This is a genomic window from Enterobacter sp. Tr-810 (assembly GCF_011752765.1).
Classification (GTDB): Bacteria; Pseudomonadota; Gammaproteobacteria; order Enterobacterales; family Enterobacteriaceae; genus Enterobacter; species Enterobacter soli.
The window spans coordinates 48,413-69,392 of the sequence record NZ_VWWW01000001.1; the positions used below are offsets into that span (position 1 = coordinate 48,413).

22 protein-coding genes are annotated in these 20,980 nt (G+C 49.3%); 14 read left to right on the plus strand and 8 right to left on the minus strand.

Going from position 1 to position 20,980, the window contains the following annotated elements; translation table 11 throughout:
• Positions 1-117: 117 nt before the first annotated feature.
• On the plus strand, positions 118-2,283 hold the full coding sequence (locus F3J30_RS00140; RefSeq protein ID WP_166715211.1) for a type I secretion system permease/ATPase: 2,166 nt from the start codon (positions 118-120) through the stop codon (positions 2,281-2,283).
• Positions 2,280-3,455, plus strand: coding sequence for an HlyD family type I secretion periplasmic adaptor subunit (locus tag F3J30_RS00145; protein WP_166715212.1), 1,176 nt, complete (start codon positions 2,280-2,282; stop codon positions 3,453-3,455). Before F3J30_RS00140 ends, F3J30_RS00145 begins: the two co-directional genes overlap by 4 nt.
• A gap of 35 nt (positions 3,456-3,490) precedes the next feature.
• Here F3J30_RS00145 and F3J30_RS00150 read toward each other — a convergent pair whose 3' ends face one another.
• A complete protein-coding gene (locus F3J30_RS00150) occupies positions 3,491-4,375 on the minus strand; it encodes a MarR family transcriptional regulator (protein ID WP_166715213.1) in 885 nt (294 codons plus the stop codon).
• 312 nt (positions 4,376-4,687) lie between these two features.
• Between F3J30_RS00150 and F3J30_RS00155 the strand changes: the two genes are divergently transcribed.
• Positions 4,688-6,151, plus strand: a complete 1,464-nt coding sequence (locus tag F3J30_RS00155) for an EAL domain-containing protein (RefSeq protein WP_166715214.1) — start codon at positions 4,688-4,690, stop codon at positions 6,149-6,151.
• 129 nt (positions 6,152-6,280) lie between these two features.
• Here F3J30_RS00155 and F3J30_RS00160 read toward each other — a convergent pair whose 3' ends face one another.
• A complete protein-coding gene (locus F3J30_RS00160) occupies positions 6,281-6,553 on the minus strand; it encodes a hypothetical protein (RefSeq protein ID WP_166715215.1) in 273 nt (90 codons plus the stop codon).
• Positions 6,554-6,769: 216 nt separating this feature from the next.
• A complete protein-coding gene (locus tag F3J30_RS00165; protein WP_166715216.1) occupies positions 6,770-7,828 on the minus strand; it encodes a hypothetical protein in 1,059 nt (352 codons plus the stop codon).
• A gap of 164 nt (positions 7,829-7,992) precedes the next feature.
• On the opposite strand from F3J30_RS00165, the gene fhuE reads away from it, so the two are divergent.
• Together fhuE and F3J30_RS22685 are read left to right on the plus strand one after the other, a co-directional pair.
• On the plus strand, positions 7,993-10,161 hold the full coding sequence (gene fhuE, locus F3J30_RS00170; protein WP_166716671.1) for a ferric-rhodotorulic acid/ferric-coprogen receptor FhuE: 2,169 nt from the start codon (positions 7,993-7,995) through the stop codon (positions 10,159-10,161).
• Between the two features lie 42 nt (positions 10,162-10,203).
• Positions 10,204-10,338, plus strand: a complete 135-nt coding sequence (locus tag F3J30_RS22685; RefSeq protein WP_282097504.1) for a hypothetical protein — start codon at positions 10,204-10,206, stop codon at positions 10,336-10,338.
• A 160-nt stretch (positions 10,339-10,498) separates the two neighbouring features.
• On the opposite strand, the gene F3J30_RS00180 is transcribed toward F3J30_RS22685, so the two are convergent.
• Positions 10,499-11,389 carry a LysR family transcriptional regulator gene (locus F3J30_RS00180; protein WP_166715217.1) on the minus strand — a complete coding sequence of 297 codons (891 nt, stop codon included), beginning with the start codon at positions 11,387-11,389 and terminating at the stop codon, positions 10,499-10,501.
• Positions 11,390-11,484: 95 nt separating this feature from the next.
• On the opposite strand from F3J30_RS00180, the gene F3J30_RS00185 reads away from it, so the two are divergent.
• From F3J30_RS00185 to F3J30_RS00205, 5 genes are all read left to right on the plus strand, one after another.
• The gene (locus tag F3J30_RS00185; protein WP_166715218.1) at positions 11,485-12,093 is read left to right on the plus strand and encodes a short chain dehydrogenase; all 609 of its coding nucleotides are present in this window, start codon (positions 11,485-11,487) and stop codon (positions 12,091-12,093) included.
• A 47-nt stretch (positions 12,094-12,140) separates the two neighbouring features.
• Entirely contained in the window at positions 12,141-12,344 is a 204-nt protein-coding gene (locus tag F3J30_RS00190) for a DUF1471 domain-containing protein (RefSeq protein WP_166715219.1), read from the plus strand.
• A 384-nt stretch (positions 12,345-12,728) separates the two neighbouring features.
• Entirely contained in the window at positions 12,729-13,304 is a 576-nt protein-coding gene (locus F3J30_RS00195; RefSeq protein WP_166715220.1) for a TetR family transcriptional regulator, read from the plus strand.
• 50 nt (positions 13,305-13,354) lie between these two features.
• The gene (locus F3J30_RS00200; protein WP_166715221.1) at positions 13,355-13,831 is read left to right on the plus strand and encodes a DUF1348 family protein; all 477 of its coding nucleotides are present in this window, start codon (positions 13,355-13,357) and stop codon (positions 13,829-13,831) included.
• Between the two features lie 172 nt (positions 13,832-14,003).
• Entirely contained in the window at positions 14,004-14,537 is a 534-nt protein-coding gene (locus F3J30_RS00205; RefSeq protein ID WP_166715222.1) for a hypothetical protein, read from the plus strand.
• Between the two features lie 83 nt (positions 14,538-14,620).
• Here F3J30_RS00205 and namA read toward each other — a convergent pair whose 3' ends face one another.
• Positions 14,621-15,718: an NADPH dehydrogenase NamA gene (gene namA, locus F3J30_RS00210; RefSeq protein WP_166715223.1), complete on the minus strand. Its 1,098-nt coding sequence runs from the start codon at positions 15,716-15,718 to the stop codon at positions 14,621-14,623.
• A 113-nt stretch (positions 15,719-15,831) separates the two neighbouring features.
• Here namA and F3J30_RS00215 point away from each other — a divergent pair, with 113 nt between their 5' ends.
• The gene (locus F3J30_RS00215) at positions 15,832-16,230 is read left to right on the plus strand and encodes a helix-turn-helix domain-containing protein (protein WP_166715224.1); all 399 of its coding nucleotides are present in this window, start codon (positions 15,832-15,834) and stop codon (positions 16,228-16,230) included.
• A gap of 38 nt (positions 16,231-16,268) precedes the next feature.
• Here F3J30_RS00215 and F3J30_RS00220 read toward each other — a convergent pair whose 3' ends face one another.
• Complete coding sequence (locus F3J30_RS00220) at positions 16,269-17,153, minus strand: LysR family transcriptional regulator (protein ID WP_166715225.1); 885 nt, start codon at positions 17,151-17,153, stop codon at positions 16,269-16,271.
• A 129-nt stretch (positions 17,154-17,282) separates the two neighbouring features.
• Between F3J30_RS00220 and F3J30_RS00225 the strand changes: the two genes are divergently transcribed.
• Positions 17,283-18,050, plus strand: coding sequence for an alpha/beta hydrolase (locus F3J30_RS00225; RefSeq protein ID WP_166715226.1), 768 nt, complete (start codon positions 17,283-17,285; stop codon positions 18,048-18,050).
• 88 nt (positions 18,051-18,138) lie between these two features.
• Here F3J30_RS00225 and F3J30_RS00230 read toward each other — a convergent pair whose 3' ends face one another.
• Positions 18,139-18,468, minus strand: a complete 330-nt coding sequence (locus F3J30_RS00230; protein WP_166715227.1) for a PTS cellobiose transporter subunit IIB — start codon at positions 18,466-18,468, stop codon at positions 18,139-18,141.
• 324 nt (positions 18,469-18,792) lie between these two features.
• On the opposite strand from F3J30_RS00230, the gene F3J30_RS00235 reads away from it, so the two are divergent.
• Positions 18,793-19,275 (plus strand): glutathione peroxidase, encoded by a 483-nt coding sequence (locus F3J30_RS00235; RefSeq protein ID WP_166715228.1) that lies wholly within the window; start codon positions 18,793-18,795, stop codon positions 19,273-19,275.
• Between the two features lie 86 nt (positions 19,276-19,361).
• Here the strand turns inward: F3J30_RS00235 and F3J30_RS00240 are convergent, their stop codons facing one another.
• A complete protein-coding gene (locus tag F3J30_RS00240; protein WP_166715229.1) occupies positions 19,362-20,231 on the minus strand; it encodes a LysR family transcriptional regulator in 870 nt (289 codons plus the stop codon).
• A 127-nt stretch (positions 20,232-20,358) separates the two neighbouring features.
• On the opposite strand from F3J30_RS00240, the gene gstA reads away from it, so the two are divergent.
• Positions 20,359-20,964 (plus strand): glutathione transferase GstA, encoded by a 606-nt coding sequence (gstA, locus tag F3J30_RS00245; protein WP_166715230.1) that lies wholly within the window; start codon positions 20,359-20,361, stop codon positions 20,962-20,964.
• Positions 20,965-20,980 lie beyond the last annotated feature (16 nt).

A 20,980-nucleotide genomic window follows, 5' to 3' on the forward strand; every position in this document is an offset into this window, starting at 1 on the left:
AACCCTATATTTCACAAGATTACTTTGCGGGCTCGTTTAGAGAATGTTCGATTTCTAATCATTGCGCAAAGATATCATTTCAGTGCGAAATCATCGCCCTGAACAGGACGTAGCATTATGAAGACACATCCACAGTACGAACCCTGGTTGCAGGGCATGCTCATTATCGCGAAGCACTATCGGCTGGATTTTTCGGCGGAGCATGTTCGGGTCACGATTAACCATGAAAGTCAGTCTCCCCGACAACTGGTGCTGGAGGAGATGGCGCGCCAGCTTGGGCTGGGGATGCGTATGGCGACGGCTGAAGCTGTATCGCTCGATCCGTGGCGTTTGCCGCTGCTGGCGGAGTTCAGCGGCGGGCAAATCGCGGTCATCAACCGTATGGACAACGAAGGGTACGTCAGCCTGCAGTTTAGCGGCGACGGAGGCCTGGAAACGACGCTGACGCGTGAAGAACTTGGTTCGCGGTTAAAAGGGCTGATGGTATTGCGTCCGCTGGAGTCCACGCCGGATGCGCGCGTGGATGATTACATTAAACCCTATGAGAAAAACTGGTTCTGGCAGCTGGCGCTGAAGGACTGGCGTCGCTATAGCGACATTATGCTGGTGGCGCTGGTCGCCAATGTGCTGGCGCTCTCCGGCATGGTTTTTTCCATGCAGGTGTATGACAGGGTGGTGCCCTCGCAGTCGGAGGCTACGCTATGGGTGCTGTTTGGCGGCGTGATGATTGCCATCGTTTTTGAATTCATCATGCGCATGATGCGGGTGCATATTTCGGACGTGGTGGGTAAACGTGCCGACCTGCGTATTTCCGAACGCGTATTTGCCCATGCCCTGAGGATTAAAAACGGTGCACGGTCGAAATCGACCGGGTCGTTTATCGCTCAGATCCGCGAGCTGGAGTCGGTGCGGGAGCTGATCACCTCCACCACTATTGCCGCCATATCCGATCTGCCGTTCTTCCTGCTGTTCGTCTTTATTTTGTGGATGATTGGTGGCCCGCTGGTGTTGGTGGTACTGCTGGCCGTGCCGCTCCTGCTTATTCCTGGCCTGCTGGTGCAGCGCCCGCTGGGAAAACTCTCCAGTGAAGGGATGCGTGAATCGGCGATTCGTAACGCCACGCTGGTGGAAGCGGTGCAGGGCCTTGAAGACATCAAGCTGATGCGTGCCGAACAGCGTTTTCAGAACCAGTGGAATAACACCAATGATGTTGCCGCCAGCGTCGGCATGAAGCAGCGCTGGTTGACGGGGTTACTGCTGACCTGGACTCAGGAAGTGCAGTCCATCGTCTACGCGGTGGTACTGCTGGTGGGCTGTTATCTGGTCATCAGCGGCGACATGACCACCGGTGCGCTGGTGGGGACCTCCATTCTGGCGTCCCGCACCATCGCGCCTCTTTCGCAGATTTCCGGCGTGCTCTCCCGCTGGCAGTCGGCAAAGGTGGCCCGCAAGGGGCTGGACGATCTGATGCAGCGCCCGATTGACGACCCACAGCACGGCAAAAAGGTGCACAAAGCCCACCTGCGCGGTGATTATCAGCTCGACGACGTCGGGTTTTATTACGATGAAGAAGAGAAACTCACCGTGCTGAACATCAGCAAACTGCACATTCGAGCCGGGGAGCGCGTGGCGGTGCTCGGGCGAAATGGTTCGGGAAAAAGCACCTTACTGCACCTGCTGGCGGGAATGCAGGAGCCGCAGCAGGGCAGCATTTTGCTGGACGATATCGCGCTGAATCATCTGGACCCGGCGGACGTACGTCGCGATATGCAGTTGCTCAGCCAGCAGGCGCGGCTGTTCTTTGGCTCCGTACGCGACAACATCCTGATGGGCAACCCGTTGGCGACAGACGAGGAAATTCATCAGGCGCTGGTCAACAGCGGCGCACTGGAGTTTGTGCGTAAGCAGAAAATGGGGCTGAACTACATCATCAACGAAGGTGGTGTAGGGTTATCCGGCGGGCAGCGTCAGGCGTTATTGCTGGCGCGCGCGTTGATCACGTCACCAAACATTCTGCTGCTGGATGAACCCACTGCCTGGCTGGATGAGGTTAGCGAGAAGCAATTTATCCAGCATCTTCACCAGTGGCTCGGCAAGCGCCGGACGCTGGTGGTAGCGACGCATCGTCTGCCGATTCTGGACCTGGTTGACCGCATCATTGTCCTGGAAAACGGCAAAGTGGTGATGGATGGACCGCGTGACGCCATCCTGAGCCAGCACGGCATGGCGCCGCAGAAAGCACCGCAGCGTACCGTCACCATGAAAAAGGAGAGCGTGGCATGAATGATTTCTCCCGCTTTAACAGCCGTCTCAAAGAGCCGCGCCTGCCGCGCTCCACGCTGGTGGCATGGTCCCTGTTTGCTCTGCTGGTGGTCTTTATCACCTGGGCGAGCCTGTTCGATCTCGATGAAGTGACCACCGGCAGCGGGAAGGTGATCCCGTCCTCGCACGAGCAGGTGATCCAGTCCCTGGAAGGGGGGATTATCCACAGTCTGATGGTGCGCGAAGGCGATATCGTGGAGCGTGGTCAACAGCTTGCCCAACTGGACCGGACGAAAACCGAGTCCAGCGTGCTGGAGAGTGAGTCTCGATTAAATGCTGCAATGGCGACGGCCGCGCGTCTGAATGCTGAGGTGAACGACACGGAACTCAAATTCCCGGCAGAACTGGATGACGACGTTGAGCTGGTCAAACAGGAAACTGCGCTTTTTCAGTCACGTCGAGAAAGTCTTGAAAAAGGGCTGGCGGGTTTACGCCAGGGAGCGGATCTTGTGCAGCGTGAACTGGCATTAACGCGTCCGCTGGTGACGCAGGGAGCGGCCAGTAAGGTCGAAGTTTTACGCCTTGAACGCCAAAAAAATGAGCTAGAGAGCAAAATCACCGAGATGAAAAACCAGTACTACGTTCGCGCCCGTGAAGAACTGGCGAAAGCGAACGCAGAAATGGAAGCACAGCGCTCGGTTATGAAAGGGCGTGAAGATTCTCTGACCCGCCTGACCTTTAACGCGCCGGTCCGCGGGATAGTCAAAGATATTGATGTCACCACGGTGGGCGGGGTCATTCCTCCCAACGGCAAACTGATGAGTCTGGTACCGCTTGATGACCAGATGGTGATTGAAGCGAAAATTTCGCCTCGCGATGTGGCCTTTATCCATCCCGGGCAAAAAGCGATGGTCAAAATTACGGCCTATGACTACTCCATCTACGGCGGGCTGGAAGGGGAAGTGACGATGATTTCACCGGATACCCTTCAGGATGAGGTGAAAAGGGATGTTTACTACTATCGCGTTTACATTCGCACCGACAGCAACCATCTGACCAATAGGCAGGGCAAGGAATTCCCGGTGTTCCCGGGCATGATAGCCACCGTTGATATCAAAACGGGAAGCAAAACCATTATTGATTACCTGCTGAAACCGTTGAATAAAGCGAAAGAGGCATTGAGGGAAAGATAAAAAAATGGCGTTCAGTTAACCGAACGCCATTGTTGTTATACAGTGGGTATCATGCTAGTGACTGGACGTTTTTCTTTGGGAACAAAGTTGATGTAATGAGTCACATAAGCAAAATATAACCCGGAATAATTTTCAACAAGCTCAATAAATGCCGGGTAGATCGACATACGACCATCACCCCGAGCTTTCAGATAACCCATCTCTTGTGCCGACTTGATTATCCGATTGACATGAATACGTGAGACAAAAAACTCTTTTGCAAGTGTGCTCGATGAATAATCAATTGTGGCGCCGTGTGCTGTTTTGTTTTTAATAGCTTGTAGGTAAAGATACAACATAATCATACGGCCTCCATCTTTATCAATAAATAACCCGACCTCAGGTAAAATCTTTTTGAATGTTACACCGCGAAAAAGATATTCTGCTGCACGGCGGAAGAAATTATTCCTCAATAAATCATTATCTAACATGTTAACGTTTATATTAAATGCTGGGTATAAAATATTCACGGGCGAAAACGCGCCAGACATATAGCGTTTAAGTTCATCTAATCCTTTTTGCGTTGGTTCGATAATTGTTTTTCGTCTATCTTCTGTACATCGCCAGGTCTTAATGCGTCCCGTCGTTCGAAGTAATGTGATGATTGCGATAACACTGTTGGGACTGGCAATTTTGTATCGCGAGCATAACTCCTTTATCTCTGAAACCGATTCGGCTTGATTGCCGAATATAAAACAACACATTGAGAGGATAATATTGAAACGGGATTCCTGTAGCATTGTTTTATAGAACAAAGGTTGTTTTTTGTAGATGGTGTCATTAATGGTGTAGTGCTCTATTATTGCTTCGCTAAATCGTGGGTTGCTCTTAATAACATCCCTTCGATGTAGCAAAGCCCTGGATGTGATGTGATTATCCATGGCGTTTCTCTCTTATTTTTAACGAACTGATGAAGTGACGTAATCCGTCTTCTGTTCGGCCCATTATTATACATCGATAATGAAATATTTACCGTCGTTATTTGAAAGGATTATTATATTTATGCAGCGTATAGGTGCTGGGCTTGATTAACGCAAAGATGTTCTGTCTCATAACGTTAATTACTGTTTATAAACTTTTTGGAGTGCTGTAAAATTATTTATTATAACGGGTTAACTTTAGCGTTGTAGCATTCGTAAATCGACGGTTTTGTTCTGCAAGAGAAATCGTGTTCTTTTACCAGGGAGCAGGTTATGGCCCATAATAGTATTTGCAAAAGTGCAGCTCGTTATGAGCAAGAGTTTGTCATATCAGCCTGCGGTTTCACATTCCAGGGATACAGCCTGTTACTTGAAGAGCAGGGCGTAAAGGCGTCTCATATCCAGTTTGATGGTGAGGAAGTTAGTCGCCATGATATTGAAAATATCATTTTAAATCAATGTAGTGTGATTTCTGTTTTTCTTGGGAGAGACATTGTTAACCTCCTCGAGAGCCTCAAGAAGCTTGCTTTGGTTCTCAATGAACTGCCGGTATTAAAACGCGTCACGCTTTACGGGGAAATACCGGACAGCTGGCTGCTGCGTACGCTTGGAAGCCTTCTGGACAATAAACTCAAATTATCCATGATCCGAGTAGCCAATATTTCGGACATTATGGCGTGTATTAACGATAACTCACGTGAGGTAAAATATTGCTCTCGTCCATTGTGTGAAACATATTCTGGACTCACCTCTAAAAATATTTTGAAAGGGTTAACGAAGCGAGAGTTGGATATTTTGCTCAATTGCTATCGTGGCATGACTGTGAAAAAACAGTGTGAAGTAACGGGCTTATCGGATAAAACAATCTATACCCATAGAAAGGAAGGCTTAAAAAAACTACATCATATTCATCTGTGGTTGAGCGATCTTAAAGCCTCCAGAATGGAAAACGTTATAACCCGGAAAAATGAAAAAAATATGCTATCCAGCCATGAAATGGCGATTTTTAATGCCTTGCTTAACAAAGAAATATTCCCGGCGTATCAAGTTATTACCGATCGCTATAAAAAGGTTGTAGGCTTTGAAATTCTTTTGCGCTGGAATAAGAATGGAAAGATCCTGAAGCCAGCAAGTTTTTTAGGCGATATCTCAAATGTTGAAATCTGGCTTAAACTCACCGCGTTGGTTATCCATGCGGCTATATCAGGTATTAATAAATACAATGGTAAGTACTATTTTTCGGTGAATATTCCGCCGCAGCTTGCCTCCGGTAATTCGCTGCCAGGTATGGCAAAAAAAGCCACTGAAATGTTGTCTAAATCGCTGTGGTCAGAAAAACTGGTGTTTGAGTTTGCTGAATCCATTGATGTTACGAAAGATAGCGCGATCCCCAAAACGATGCAGCGCTTGCGTAATACTGGCTGTCGACTATTTTTGGATGACTGCTTTTCAAGCCATTATACTATGTTTCCCGTGCGTCAAATTCATTTTGATGGGCTGAAACTCGACCGAGATATCGTAGATAACTTTGTTGCCAATGACAATGATTATAATCTTATTAAAGCGATGCAGTTTTATAGCGATATAACGGGAAGAGACTGCGTGGCGGAAGGTGTCGATAGCAAAGAAAAATTTGATAAACTCGTCGCTTTAGGTATTAAAAATTTTCAAGGGTATTATCTTTCAAAAGCGGTAAAAGAAGAAGAGTTGGATCGTATGGTAAGGTTGTTCAGTTGATGAAATAGCTTTTCCGGTGGCAGGAAAAATCCATAGCCATGCTATAAGTCCACCTGATGAGGCAGATTTGAACTCTAATAATCACAGCTAGTTTGCAGGGATGCTTATAGTATGAATTATTAAAAACATTCACCGAGATAAAATAAGTGCCACGACCAAACTAATCACTAAAACAGCACAGTAGAAAAAGATATTCCCTGTGAATTCAGAAAGCGTGTTTAAGTGTTCCTGACCTTGTTTGTTTAGTATTTGCAGGGCGTTTTTTTCGTTTTCTGCATCTATTGTATAAGGATATCGGGTAAAACCATTAGCTTTCAAATTCTTAGAAATCTCACGCGTCACTTGCTTCTTTATTATTACTTTGGACTCATCGCCTTTGATGAAGATTACATAGCTGTTCATTTGCATTCCCTCTGCCCCAAAAAACATAATGTAACCTTTGTAGGGTTATCTGTTGTAGCTACTGTTTTAGGTAAGTCCGCTCCGTGCCAGAAGCGGACATGACAGACTCAGCAACTTTAGAACATCTGGCGTTTTAACCCAGTTTTATCCGTTGGCCGGACTTCAACATCCACTTTTATAAGTCAGCCATCCCTCACAGAATGGCTGTATATTTTTTTAATTTAATGAAATACGAACCACACTATCTGGGCCTTTCGTCGTGTTGTCGTCATTGAAGTCCTGCTTCACTGTTACGTATAAAGTTTTACCGTCCGGTGTGACCAGGAGACTGTTGGGATGGCTGTTGAACGTCCAGCTGTTTTTCACAGCATAACTACCGGCGTCAAGCTGCAGCACCTTCTTTGACTCGCGCTGGCTGATGTAAATTTCGTTGCGCTTAGCGTTAAACTTAATCCCCAGGGCATCCCCTTCAAGACGCTTGATGACGTTGCCGCTGCGCTCATCGAATATCAGCGTGGTTTTGGCTTTTGAATCATCGGTCACGAACAGGCGCCCGGTGGCGGGATCTTCTGCCATGTTCAGGAACAGGTACGCTTTCTTATCTCCCGGCGTCCAGCGCTGTTCAATTTTATGCGTGACCGGATTAATCACCAGAATTTCGCCGCCGCCGTTGGCGGCATAAATGCGATCGGTCAACGGCGAATAGATAATCCCCGTCACCCATTTTCCGGCATTCTCGATTCTGGCTTTCAGCGTCATGGTGCTGGCATCAACCACAGAGATAAAGCCAGGGTCGGCAACGCCGCCGATAAACAGTTGCCCCTTGTGGAAGAGGATCTCACGCGCGCCAACCGGGTCGCCATCCTTATCTTTGCCTTCAAACATCAGGCGCTGCAGCACCTTGCCGCTCTCCACGTCCACTTTCGATACCCCACCATCGAGGGTGTTGGTGGTGTAGTAGACCTTGCCATTATCGTCCGCTGCCATGCCGAAATTTTTCAGGTCGGTATGGGTTTCACCTTGCGTGGCAAGCGTTGTGGGATCCAGTTTATAGAGCACCCCGCCGTTGACGTTTTTGAACCCCTGCGCGCTCGCGACGTATAGCGCATTTTCCGTAGGGGAGTAAACCATCTCATACAGACCATCAGCAAGTTCGCGCTGCTTGAGCGCAGCCGAATCAGGGGTAGATGCTGAAGCCGTTGCGCTGAGGGCTAACGCCGCAGTAAGAACGCTGAAGCCCCATGTCATTCCTTTTAGCCATTGAAATTTGTTCATTTTTCTTCCTGCCATACGCGAAACGCGCTGATTTTTTATAAATATACATTTAATTACATTTAACTTACAAAAGAGCCTGTGCATAATAAAGCAAATAATTATCATTGGCATTCTTGTTTATATAAATGAATTGCAAAAAACAACAACAACTGACAGGTAACATGATGATTCTTAACGACAGGGCTAATTGCGCGAAAGCGCCCTCAGGGTTAATTCCAACCTCCTTCTCACTTTCACTGCTTGCGCTGGCGATGTCCGCCGTCATGCACCCGGCACAGGCGGATGAGAATACAAATGAACAAGAAATGGTTGTCTACGGCGACGGGAGCGGGAGCGCCGACTCGCAACAGGATTATGCGGTAAAAACAACGCGTTCAGGCACCAAAATGCTGCTGACCCCGCGCGATATCCCCCAGTCAGTAAGCGTCGTGACGCGCCAGCGTATGCAGGACCAGGACCTGCAAACCATTGACCAGGTATTAACCAATGCCACCGGCGTTTCGTCGCAGCAGGTTGATAGCGAGCGTTCCAGCTACTTTTCCCGCGGCTTTGAAATCACCAATTTCGCCTACGATGAGATCCCCACATCGATGGGCGACGCGTGGAACTTTGGCGACGCGCAGGAAGATACCGCCATTTACGATCGTATCGAGATTGTGCGCGGCGCGAACGGCCTGTTGACCGGCGCTGGCGACCCGGGAGCAACGGTGAACATGGTGCGCAAACGAGCCGACAGTAAAACTTTCAGGGGCAACGTCAGCGCAAGCTACGGAAGCTGGAACAAACAGCGCTATGTGGGCGACATCTCCGCGCCGCTCAATTCCGACGGCAGCCTGCGCGGGCGCGTAGTGGCGGGTTATCAGGATCAGGACAGCTGGCTCGACAGATATGGCAAGCGCAAGAAATTTCTCTATGGTGTAATTGAAGGCGATGTAACGGAACATACGACGGCCTCGATGGGCTGGGATTATCAGCAAACAAACACCGCCAATCCGACCTGGGGCGGATTACCCAGTCTGTACAGTAACGGCAGCCGCACCCATTATGATCGCAACGTCAATACCTCGGCGGACTGGACGGGATACGCCGTTGAGTCGCGTAAAGTTTTCGCTAACCTCACCCACAGCTGGGATAACGGCTGGTCGGTTCGTTTCAATGGAACCCACGGCGAGCAAACGTTCAACGACACCCTGCTCTACGTGATGGGCAATCCGGACGCCACCACCGGTGAAGGTGCATCAGGCTGGGGAAGTAAGGATCGCGGCAAGCGCACCCTGGACTCCTTTGACACCTACGCCAGCGGGCCTTTTGAACTGCTCGGACGTCAACATCAGCTGATGGCCGGGACCAGCTATAGCCGTCAGCACAATGCCACCTTCAGTAAAGACGGGCCGATGGACAGCGATCAGATTGGCATTTTCAACAATAGCTGGGACGGGAGCGTGGCCGAACCGGAGTGGAGCGACTGGTATCAAAATGCGGATGATATCGTGCGGCAAAAATCGGCGTATACCGCGGCACGCCTGTCGTTGGCGGATCCGTTGTCGCTGATCGTTGGCGCGCGTTATACCCAGTACAGCTCAGACGGCAGCAGCGGCGATATGCGTAAATACAACACCACACCTTACGGCGGCCTGGTGTATGACATCAACGACAGCCTTTCCGCTTACGCCAGCTATACCTCAATTTTTGCCCCGCAAACCAAACGCACGAAAAATGGCGCATGGCTCTCACCCGTCACCGGCAAAAACTATGAAACCGGCCTGAAGGCCGACTGGATGGACGGTCGCCTGACCACTAACGTTGCCGTATTCCGTATCGAACAGGAGAACGCGGGAGAGGCCATCAGCGGGGAATTCGTTAATGGATCCAGCGAACAGGCTTATCACGCAACCAAAGGCGCGGTGAGCAAAGGGGCGGAATTTGAGGTGAACGGTGCCGTTACCGACAACCTGCAGCTCACCTTTAGCGCAACCCGCTACGTTGCCCGTGATTCAGATGGCCGCTTCAACAGCTTCGCCCCGCAGACACAGCTGAAGCTGTTCAGCCGCTATCGCGTCCCGGTGCTTTCAGAACTGACCGTAGGCGGCGGCGTAAACTGGCAGAATCGGGTGTACAAAGATGTTACCGGTCCGGACGGCGAGACGCAGCGCCTCTACCAGGGCAGCTATCCGCTCGTCGATTTGTTCGCGCAGTATCAGCTAACGAAGCAGCTGGCGGTACAGGCAAACGTCCGCAACCTGTTTGACCGCGAATACTACTCCTACCTCGATGACTCTGCCGTCTATGGGGAACCGCGTAGCGTCTCGGTAAGCATGAATTACATATTCTGATGTAATCAGCGTATTGTTATACCGGCTATCACCTGTTCCGAAATGTGCTTCGACTCCACGAGCCCGAACGACACGGTGATTGCCGGGCACGCCATTGCCGCCGGTGCCATCCTGGTAACGAATAATGTGCGAGAATTTGAACGGGTGACGGGCCTGATGCCGGAAGCACTGGGCTAGTTAAAGAAGAATTACGTTTAGATAAAAAATGTCTGCTGTGTGCCAGTAGCGGACATGCCCTAATTGGACTAGTAGACTTTTTATAAATCAATTGGTTAAGTTTTTTTGCCGGCAAAAGTACAGATACTTACAACGCCAGAGGGATCAATTTTTATGAAATTTATTGAGAACCCCAAAGTTTTTTAACGTGACCTTTCAGTTTATCTGTTAGCCATTGTCTCAGCGGGCTTCCCTGACTTTTTCTATGCCAGGCGCAAGCTATTTCGAAAAATTGTGGTTTGTCTTCGTAATGAATAACTTTGAACATTGGATCTTCGGCAATCGCGGAAGGAATGAAGGCGACAACATCATTTGTAGCCATAAATACGGGTAGAGTCGTGTAACATGGCAACGTAGCGATAACGTTGTCTCTGACGCCAGTTTCTTCAAAAAACTTATTCACAATATCTTCAATGTTACCCGGTCCTGTTGAAAATCTAACAGCGGGTAATGATTTAAGCTCAGTAAGATCATTCAAACCAGAGGACTTACGGATGACGCAACAATAATGGTCACTAAATAACTTATTTCGTACTAACCCTTCATCAATATAATCGGAAAATCCAATCACCATATCAATATCTCCGCTCGCCAGCGACTGAGCATGGTGCTTTAGATTAAAATCCAGAACCTCGAAATGAAGGTTGGGAAACTCCTGTCGTAACATTTGAAACCAGGATGGAAGTATGGTGAGCTGGGCATATTCGTTAGCCATGATATTAATTTTTTTATTATAGCTTTCTGGGACGAAAGCCACTTCACCTGAAATGTTGTCAATGGCATAAAGAATTTCACCAATTTTGTCGGCTAAATTGATTGCATAGTCTGTTGGTTCTAAGCCTGCATTCTTCCGTAAAAAAATTTCGGCAGGAAAAAAACCTCGTAAACGCTTCAGATAGGCACTTACTGCCTGTTGCGACATACCTGTCTGAAAAGCAACCTTAGAGACATTTCTTTCCTGTACAAGCTGAATAAACATTCGCATGTGCTTGATATCTAAACCATCTATCATTTAGTTGTATCTCATACAATTGATAACCTATATACATTGTATCACCAGAATTCTAAGATTTCACTCGTTACCAATAACCCTGAAGAGTGAACATTATGAAAAAAGTTATTTTAATCGGTGCACAAGGCAAAATGGGTCAGGCTGCACTCAGTGGATTAAAAAACCATGAGGTCATCACCGCCAGCCGTTCTGGAGAAGGATGTGACCATAAGGTAGATATTACTAGCACCTCCTCTCTTAAAGCACTGTTTGAAAAAGTTGGAAAGTTTGATGCTGTTGTTAACACTGTTGGCTTTTGCGAATATGCAGACTTTACCGAAATGACTGAAGAGCAGTGGGAAACTACTGTGCAAAGCAAAATGATGGGGCAAATTAATCTGGTTAAAGTTGGCCTCGATTATATTAATGACAAAGGCTCTTTTACACTCATATCGGGGATCCTGAATGTTAAGCCGATCCCTATGGCTATCGCTGATGCGACAACCAGTGGCGCCATTGATACCTTTGTTAAGTGTGTGGCTCACGAATTACCACGCGGAGTGCGTATCAATGTAGTTAATCCGACCGTGCTTGAAGAAGCCTGGGATGTTTATGGTGAGATGATGCCAGGTTTCCAGCCTGTCCCGGGCGCACTTGTCGGGAAAGCTTTTGAGCGTTCTGTTGATGGTTTTATTACCGGGCAGGTTTTATTTGTAGACGCTTAACAAGTCGATTTTGCGCCATATGATTTGATTTTGTTAATGAGATATATATGAAAAAACTTGCATTGATTTTTTCACTTGTTTTTTTACCTTTTTCAGCTTTCGCAGAAAGCATTACCGCAACTGCATCAACTCTTAATGAAGCAGAGAATATCATATGCGCAAAAGCTGAGAAATTAGGTGTAGAATATGTAATTACAGGGGCTCGCTACAAAAACAATGTTTATGTAATAGCCAGACTCATAAAAAAATAGCCCCCTTCGTATCCTTTGAATGAAACTCCTGCAGCCTGCATGAGTTTCATTTTTTTAGAATACTTTCTGAGTTCTTCATCATTATCCTGCAATCCCTCGTTTAGCATATGTCCGCTCTTCGCTCACAGCAGACCTTGTGGCACTCCAGGCGGTCCGCTTTGTGCCAGGAGTGGGCATTGTCTATGGGGCAGTCAGGCAGGTTGACTGGAGACAGATTATCACCTGATAACGTGCTTAATTCCCGCAAAGTTAATTCCAGGAAGTAAAAAACTCACCCTTTCAACAGATTGATTTAAATATTTTTTTTAATTTTCATCCCGCCGTTATCAACATCCTGCAAAACAAGCGCTTGACCATGTAGAACGATCGTTCTACCTTTGGGCCATGAACAAGAAGCCAAGTGATACACGAGAAAAAATCCTCGCCACCGCTGAACAGCTTATCTACCAGAACGGTATCCACGCCATGGGCATGGACCTTCTGGTGAAGAGCTCTGGCGTCGCAAGGAAGAGTATTTATCGCCATTTCGCGAACAAAGAGGACGTGGCATCTGCCGCGTTGAATGAGCGTGACGAACGGTGGATGCAGTGGTTCAGAACCGAGTCTGATAAAGGCGAAACGCCTCAGGAGCGCATTCTGAACATGTTTACGGTTCTGAAAAGCTGGTTTGAGTCTGACGGCTTTCGGGGCTGTGCCTTTATCAACACAGCCGGGGAGGTGGGAGATCCGGACGATCCCGTTCGCCAGATTGCGAAAATGCATAAGCAGAAACTGCTGGATTACGCGCGAGAACTCTGCGGGCAGTTAAACATCGAACGCCCCGATGTTCTGGCCAGGCAACTGCTGGTGCTGGTGGAGGGGGCGATCACCACGACATATGTGATGGGCGATCGGAACGCAGCTGATGACGCCCGGGACGTTGCAAAAGTATTGCTGGAACGGGCTTCTGCCGGGGCCTGAGTAACGAAAATTTCTATTACCTGTAAACCGAAAATGACTGAGGTTTTACCATGACTAATGCACAAGTCCGTCCGCCGCTTCCGCCATTCACACTGGAAACCGCTATCGAAAAAGTTCGTCTGGCTGAAGATGGCTGGAATACCCGCGACGCGGCAAAAGTCGCGCTGGCTTACTCGCTGGATACCAAATGGCGTAACCGTGCTGAATTTGCGAATAATCGTGAAGAAGCTAAAGGATTCCTCGCCCGTAAGTGGAAAAAAGAGCTTGAGTACCGCCTCATCAAAGAGCTGTGGGCGTTTGGCGGAAACCGCATTGCCGTCCGTTACGCATACGAGTGGCATGATGACTCAGGTAACTGGTTCCGCTCTTACGGTAACGAAAACTGGGAATTTGAGGCCGACGGCCTGATGAAGCGTCGTTTCGCATGTATCAATGACATGCCTATCAAAGAAAGCGAGCGCAAGTTCTTCTGGCCGCTGGGGCGTCGTCCTGACGATCATCCGGGCTTGTCTGATCTGGGTCTGTAAGCGCGCGCTGCAGGTGAGGCTTTTGGTCACAAGCGTGCGGATCGCACCTGGTCAGGCAGCCAATGAACTGAAAGAACACCTGAAATAACCTGATAACGTGCTTAATACCCGTAAAGATTTTGGCAGTATAGGTCGATAAAAACAGGAGCGACGAAAACGTAAGGAAAAGTGAATGTACGGGAAATGGGTCATTACGGGAATAATGGTAACGTTGTTAAGTGGATGTACAGCGGGGTTTAGGCCTTCGCTGGAAGACTATAAAGGTTCAGATGCAGCCCGGATCCGTGCTGCATCTGATGGAAATACCGCTCTGCAATTTTACGAAAAACAGCCGAGTGGCTGTTATAAAAAAGTGTTAGAACGCCGGATTACAGCGGGTCTTGCCATTCTCGGTATTCCTGTGACAGGAAATAAAAAAATCGGCATGCCTGAGTCATCTGACAACAAGGGCAGTTTCATCAATGAATTTACTGTCAAACCAGGTCAGCTCGTGACGGTCATTCATTACTGGACACAAGCGGGCTACTACCAAAATACAGATCGCTCAGTCTCCGAAAGATTCATTCCTCAGCCAAATCATGATTACGATATCGTTGTTACAGGCTCTGAATCTGGCGGAGATAGGGTTTCGGTGAGAGATCTGGATCCAGGCGCCACGATAGTCAGATGGGAAGGAAAGGAATGCCCCACCGGCATGTTCGATTAACGGTATGACGCCAGTCACCGTCTGAAAGGTTAAGCCCTCCAGAAGAGGGCTTTTTCATGTGTAGCGGGCACAACTTCCTGTTTTTAGGAAAGAATGGTCTGAGTCGCTCGTTCAACCGTACTGTTTAGTTCTGCTGCGGGGAGTCGCGGCTGCGAACGTTGCCAGCCTGAACCATAGCGGGTGTATTGCGCCGGGACCGGAAGGGTAACATGTAAATTGTCTGCCGCAGTACGCGCCCAGAACGGGTCTTTCAACATGTCGCGGCCAACCAGCACGATATCCGCGCGGCCATTCTGTAGAATTTCTTCTGCCTGCCGACCCGTTTCAATCAGACCCACAGCCCCGGTTTTAATGTCCAGTTCCCGGCGCAGCAGCTCGGCTGCCGGCACCTGATAACCAGGATAAGTGTTAACCGGTACCATCGCAATACCGCCGGTGGAACAGTCAATCAGATCAATTCCCTGTTCTTTCATCCACTTGCCGTAGATCAGAAAATCCTCCGGACGGTTTCCGCCTTCCACATAATCTGTTGAAGATATACGCAGGAACAAGGGACCTTTCCACTCGCTGCGCACGACATCGATGACTTCACGCACAATACGGTAGCGGTTTTTGTGGCTGCCGCCGTACTCATCAGTACGCTTGTTTGCCAGCGGGGACAGGAACTGATTCAGCAGATAGCCGTGTGCACCGTGGATTTCAATAACGTCGAAACCCGCTTCACGTGCGCGACGTGCCCCCTGGCGGAATGCTTCCACGACTTCTTTGATCTGCTCAATGCTCATCGCCTGCGGCACGCGGGACTCTGGTGTAAACGGGATTGCAGACGGCGCAATGGAGGGCAGGTCAATACCCAGCTGGCGACCCGCATGGCCTATCTGTGCACCGGCTTTCGCACCAAACCGATGAATAGCCGCTGTTACGCGGGACAAACCTTCAACGTGTTTGTCATCCCAGATCCCAATATCACCTGGGCCGATTGGCCCGTTTGGCAGTACAGCGGCGGTTTCCAGCATAATCAGGCCGGCTCCACCCAGGGCGCGCGCGCCGTAGTGGATAACATGGAAATCATTAACGTAGCCATCATCGGAAGCCGAGTGCATACACATCGGGGACATGGCAATACGGTTGCGGAATTCAACACCATTGATCGTGATAGGTTCAAAAAGCAAAGCTGACATTTCTACTCCAGAAAGTGGTTGATCTTTAGCCCGCTAAAAGTACCATACGATGAAAATTTGTTTATACGCTAAAAAAATACACATACTTACCAAAAGGTAACCATGATGTTTTTATGAAAAAATTACGCAACTACGATTCGGCTCCAGGATGTTCAATGGAAGCTGCACTGCATATCATGGGCGGGAAATGGAAGGGCGTGATCCTCTATCACTTGTTTAAAGATGGGACGCTTCGTTTTAGCGAACTCCAGCGCTTTTTAACCAGCATCAATCAGCGATTACTGACAAAGCAGCTACGAGAGCTGGAAGAGGATGGTCTCATTATTCGTGAGGTTTATCCGGTTGTTCCGCCAAAAGTTGAGTACTCACTCAGTGATGAGGGTAGAGAGCTGAACAAGCTGGTTCTGGATCTGAGCATCTGGGGCAGAAAGTGGCTTGAACGTCGCGGTCTTAAAACGGCTGTTGAAGAAGACCTCGAGGAGCTGGAGAAGATCCTCGGTGGTCCGAAGTGAGAAAATAGCTGCTCAGGCTGTGCCGTCCAGCCGGGTTTCTACTGGCTAAAATGAGTGATGCAGAAATCGATAAAACTGCGCAAGCGCGGCGTCATTCGCCTGTCCTGTGCATAAAGCACATGGACCGGCCTGCCAGGCACTTCATACTCCGGGAGTATCCGTACAAGTCGCCCGGCAGCAATGTCCGCACTCATCAACGGATACGGCTGCATAATTATTCCCAGTCCAGCGAGGGCGGCCGCAAGTAAGGCTTCGCTATTGTCCGTTTTAAACCTGCCGGCTACAGGGATCGAGATGTGTCCGTCCGGTCCTTCAAATTTCCATTCCGTCCGCATAGATGTGTGGGTAAAGATCAGGCACTGGTGCTGCATCAAGTCCTGCGGCACAGAGGGACTTCCCGCCATTTCGAGATAGGCCGGCGCAGCGCAAATCACCATTTGATAGGGTGTAAGAGCCCTTGCAAGCAGCTGGCTGTCCGGCAGTTCCCCCGTACGAAAAACCGCATCAAAGCGCTCTTCAACCAGATCGACAGTCCGGTTCGACAAACATAATTCGAGTGAAACTTCGGGATTTTGTTTGAGATATTCCGGCAGCTTCGAGGCAAGCAGTTGGCTGCCAAAGGTGATTGGTGCACTGATCCTCAGATTGCCACGGGGGATCGCCCGGGTTTCAGAAATCAGGGTTTCCGCTTCTTCCATTTCAGCCAGAATAATTTTCGCTCTTTCATAAAAGAGAAGACCGCTGTCCGTCAGGCTCTGGGTCCGAGTCGTACGGCTGATGAGCTTAATACCGAGATTTTGCTCAAGCGAGCGTAACTGCTTGCCCGTGAGCTGAGATGACTGGTTCATTTCTTCCGCTGCGGCAGAAATGGAGCCTGATTCGACCACTCTTACGAATGTCTGCATACAGGTTAAGCGATCCATTAGAAACCCTATGTTTCAAGTTATGGTTATTTTGATGAATTTATCGCACTACGTTTTCAATGTACATTGCCTGTTAACTTAGCTCGCTCAAGCGGTGGGCATCCGATCACTAACAAAGGCGTACCTGATATGAAAAATCTGTCTCTTTCCTTACTGATGGCTGCATCCATGAGCTGTTCAGCTTTCGCATCTGCTGCTGACGTTAAAGCACCGAAACCAACGGTTGTGCTTGTCCATGGCGCATTTTCAGATGGTTCAACATGGAAAAAGGTTATTCCTCTGCTTGAGGCAAAAGGGCTGAATGTTATCGCTGTGCAAAATCCACTGACTTCCTTTGCTGAAGACACCGCCACAACCCGCCGCGCGCTTGCACGAGTTAAAGGTCCGGTTGTGCTGGTCGGCCATTCCTATGGGGGGGCAGTCATTACGCAAGCGGGCGCAGAAAATGAGAACGTAAAGGCACTGGTCTATGTCGCAGCATTTGCGCCGTCTGCTGGGGAATCTGTGAGTGATTTAACCAAAGAGTATCCGACGCCATCAGGTTTCAGTCATATAGATGCTGATGAGGCGGGGTATCTGAAGCTCACCTCCGAAGGTGTTGCCCGGCACCTGGCGCAGGATGTTACTGCTGAACAGGCAAACCTGATGTATGCCACTCAGGGCCCAACGAACGGTGCCGTATTTGGCGAAAAAGTTAACGTCGCAGCCTGGGAAAACAAACCTTCCTGGTATATCGTCAGCGAACAGGATCACATGCTCGATACTGATTTGCAGAAGGCGATGGCGAAGAAAATCCATGCAACGGTAATTTCCCTGAACGCCAGTCATGCCCCCCATATCTCTCAGCCAGATGCCGTGGCAAACGTCATTTTACAGGCCGTCAACTCGCTGAAATAATCGATTGACGAATAAAAGAAAGGGAACAGTAAACACTGCTCCCTTTTTATTTTTATATCATAACGTTATGACGCAATTTCAATGTTCCCTACGGCCTTGGGTGTCTGGCCGCCAGTTCTGGCATCTGTGCCATCACAAACGCTAAAACTTTTTCCGCATCGAGTGAGGCATAGGCCATGCTTTCAATCACAGCAATAGGACGAGCGTCTCCAACGGTTGCTTTAATCTCAGCGGCCTTATACTGAATATGCGGGGCAATGAGAAATCCGTCGAAAGCGGGCGCCACGCTGGCAAAATTATCCAGACCCACCGCACCCACAATGAGAGGATGCCCCTTGTTTTCTGCCAGTAACTGTATCTTTTTGGCGAGAGAATTTGCTGTGTTGCCAAACAAACAACATATCAGAAGCTTTTTCATATTTTTACCTCCTGAGAATTATTCACAGGATATGACTCGCCAGATTCATAAAATGAGCGCCACCTCATATTTGTATGAAGAATAGATAAGGGTATTAATGAAGTCCCCGTGAACGGCAAAATTGAGTTTTTTCGTTGCGTGGGAAACACGCACAACCCACTTTATAGTGGTTAGCCCAAAAGAGCAGGCCAAAGGGTGAGGGGTTGTTGTTCTTTTCGTTCGACTTTGCAAAGATGTAACAAACACTATTTCAGACCTGCTCTGACAGCAACACGCTAAGTTGCCAAGTCGATTTCGAACGGGTTCTGCTTTGAGGAGCCCGATATGACCACCTTTCATCAATTTTCAGCCACCAGTCTGGGCGGCCAGCTGATTCCAATGGCCGACTACGAGGGCAAGGTCGTTCTGGTCGTGAATACCGCCAGCCAGTGTGGCTTTACGCCGCAATATGCCGGCCTTGAAACGCTCTACAAGAAATACGCTGCCCAGGGGCTGGTGGTACTGGGTTTCCCCTGTAACCAGTTCGGCAAACAGGAGCCCGGCAATGCCGATGACATTGCGCGGACCTGCCACATCAACTACGGTGTGAGCTTCCCGATGTTCGAGAAAGTCGAGGTCAACGGAACCGCGGCCCATCCGGTGTTTCGCTATCTGAAAAACGAATTACCCGGTGTGCTGGGCGGGCGAATCAAGTGGAACTTCACTAAGTTCCTGATCGGGCGCGATGGTAAACCACTTAAGCGTTTTGCCCCGTTCACCACGCCGGAGAAAATGGAAGCTGCCGTTCTTGCTGCACTTGAACTGTAAACAGCAAACGGTCAGCGGTTTTAAACGTCAACGTCACCGACGCAACCCGCGTTGATTCTCTGCTCAGCCACGCCAGGTCGTAAACCTCATTTACCCAGACCGTTGAGTAGCGCCTGTGTCGCAGCAGATTCATTCCCCGATGGCGAACAAACCAGTCCAAACTCACGATACAGGGCAGGGGCAAGAGGGACGACACACAGACCGCGCAACGTCTCCGGCAGGGCTGATTCGGGGACAAGTGCGACGCCCATACCTTCGCCAGCAAGCAAGCAGGCACTAACCCAGTCACGTACTTTTACGCGCACGTCAGTCAACTTTAAGCCTGCATTTTCCATCAGGCTTTGCCCATTCACTAAACACCCTCCGGTGGCAAGAATAAAGGGCTGGTCTGCCAGTTCTTCTAGCGTTATGCCAGATGTTCTTGCGAAACCCGTCAGTTGATGGCGAGCTGGCATGACCGCGACCCAGGCATCTTTTCCTAAAACAACCTTTGCGCGCCCAGGCGCAGGGTTCATGACAACCCCAAGTTCAACCGTGTCCTGCGCAAGCCACTCTTCAACTTCCTCGTCCGTGCCTTCCAGGATCACCACCTCAATACCGGGATAGAGACGTTTAAAGTCCCGCAATAATCTGGGCAAAAATGTGGCGGTTACAGAGGGAAAACTGGCCAGGCGGATGCGTCCGCTGTTTAGCTCCCGGCTCTCGTCTGCCAGCAAACGGATCGCATTCAGCTGCAATATCATGCTCCTTGCATGTGCGACAACCTGCTCGCCGAGGGCGGTGACGCCAATATTCCGCCGCTCACGAGTAAAGACAGAAAACCCAAGTGAAGCCTCCAGTTGGGCAATAGCCTGGCTGGCACCCGATTGCGTCATGCCAATTTCCTCCGCGGCGCGCGAAATATTGTTGGCATCCGCGACTGCGACCAGTAAGCGCCAGTGCAAAAGATTCATCATGAGTATCAGTAGCTCAGCTAATAGTTAAATTATGAGCAATTAATTTTACAGCAAGATTCTCATTAAGCAGAGTGTTTCAGAAACGTATTAAGCGTCGTTAAAAAACATTCAATTCAAAGGAGACACCATGAGACTCTATTACGCCCCTGATACCTGCTCACTTTCACCACACATTGTGTTGCGCGAACTGGAGCTTGAGTTTGAACTGGTTAAAGTGGACAACCGGAGCAAGCGCACCGCTGACGGACGCGATTTCCTGACCATTAATCCTAAAGGTTATGTCGCAGCACTTGAACTTGACGATGGAGAGATACTCACAGAAGGTCCGGCGATTGTGCAGTATCTTGCAGATCTTAAGGCGGAAAGCGGGCTCGCTCCGCGAGCGGGCACCTGGGATCGGGTACGTCTCCAGGAATGGCTTAACTTTATTACCAGTGAGATACATGCGGGCTCGGCGCTGTTATTCAATTCCGCGCTGCCCGACGAGGTCAAATCGATTTATCGCGAAAAGCTGTTCCGGCGGTTCAATTTTCTTGAGGATCAACTCAACGGTAAAAACTATTTGATGGGGTCGGTGTTCAGTGTTGCTGATGCCTACCTTTTCACGGTGCTGGGCTGGTGTAAATTCTTCGCCATCGACCTGCAAGGTTGGCCCGTGCTATCAGCCTACATGGCAAGGATCCATGCGCGACCTGCGGTGCAGGCGGCATTACGTGCTGAAGCGTCTGATTAAAGCACCCCGCGTTGAG

Coding starts and splice junctions, on each gene's coding strand:
- F3J30_RS00180 (WP_166715217.1), bottom strand. CDS start 11,389: ATGATAGATGGTTTAGATATCAAGCACATGCGAATGTTTATTCAGCTT.
- F3J30_RS00225 (WP_166715226.1), top strand. CDS start 17,283: ATGAAAAATCTGTCTCTTTCCTTACTGATGGCTGCATCCATGAGCTGT.
- F3J30_RS22685 (WP_282097504.1), top strand. CDS start 10,204: ATGTGCTTCGACTCCACGAGCCCGAACGACACGGTGATTGCCGGGCAC.
- F3J30_RS00145 (WP_166715212.1), top strand. CDS start 2,280: ATGAATGATTTCTCCCGCTTTAACAGCCGTCTCAAAGAGCCGCGCCTG.
- F3J30_RS00140 (WP_166715211.1), top strand. CDS start 118: ATGAAGACACATCCACAGTACGAACCCTGGTTGCAGGGCATGCTCATT.
- F3J30_RS00235 (WP_166715228.1), top strand. CDS start 18,793: ATGACCACCTTTCATCAATTTTCAGCCACCAGTCTGGGCGGCCAGCTG.
- fhuE (WP_166716671.1), top strand. CDS start 7,993: ATGATTCTTAACGACAGGGCTAATTGCGCGAAAGCGCCCTCAGGGTTA.
- F3J30_RS00160 (WP_166715215.1), bottom strand. CDS start 6,553: ATGAACAGCTATGTAATCTTCATCAAAGGCGATGAGTCCAAAGTAATA.
- F3J30_RS00215 (WP_166715224.1), top strand. CDS start 15,832: ATGAAAAAATTACGCAACTACGATTCGGCTCCAGGATGTTCAATGGAA.
- F3J30_RS00230 (WP_166715227.1), bottom strand. CDS start 18,468: ATGAAAAAGCTTCTGATATGTTGTTTGTTTGGCAACACAGCAAATTCT.
- F3J30_RS00190 (WP_166715219.1), top strand. CDS start 12,141: ATGAAAAAACTTGCATTGATTTTTTCACTTGTTTTTTTACCTTTTTCA.
- F3J30_RS00240 (WP_166715229.1), bottom strand. CDS start 20,231: ATGATGAATCTTTTGCACTGGCGCTTACTGGTCGCAGTCGCGGATGCC.
- gstA (WP_166715230.1), top strand. CDS start 20,359: ATGAGACTCTATTACGCCCCTGATACCTGCTCACTTTCACCACACATT.
- F3J30_RS00185 (WP_166715218.1), top strand. CDS start 11,485: ATGAAAAAAGTTATTTTAATCGGTGCACAAGGCAAAATGGGTCAGGCT.
- F3J30_RS00150 (WP_166715213.1), bottom strand. CDS start 4,375: ATGGATAATCACATCACATCCAGGGCTTTGCTACATCGAAGGGATGTT.
- F3J30_RS00205 (WP_166715222.1), top strand. CDS start 14,004: ATGTACGGGAAATGGGTCATTACGGGAATAATGGTAACGTTGTTAAGT.
- F3J30_RS00155 (WP_166715214.1), top strand. CDS start 4,688: ATGGCCCATAATAGTATTTGCAAAAGTGCAGCTCGTTATGAGCAAGAG.
- F3J30_RS00195 (WP_166715220.1), top strand. CDS start 12,729: ATGAACAAGAAGCCAAGTGATACACGAGAAAAAATCCTCGCCACCGCT.
- namA (WP_166715223.1), bottom strand. CDS start 15,718: ATGTCAGCTTTGCTTTTTGAACCTATCACGATCAATGGTGTTGAATTC.
- F3J30_RS00220 (WP_166715225.1), bottom strand. CDS start 17,153: ATGGATCGCTTAACCTGTATGCAGACATTCGTAAGAGTGGTCGAATCA.
- F3J30_RS00200 (WP_166715221.1), top strand. CDS start 13,355: ATGACTAATGCACAAGTCCGTCCGCCGCTTCCGCCATTCACACTGGAA.
- F3J30_RS00165 (WP_166715216.1), bottom strand. CDS start 7,828: ATGAACAAATTTCAATGGCTAAAAGGAATGACATGGGGCTTCAGCGTT.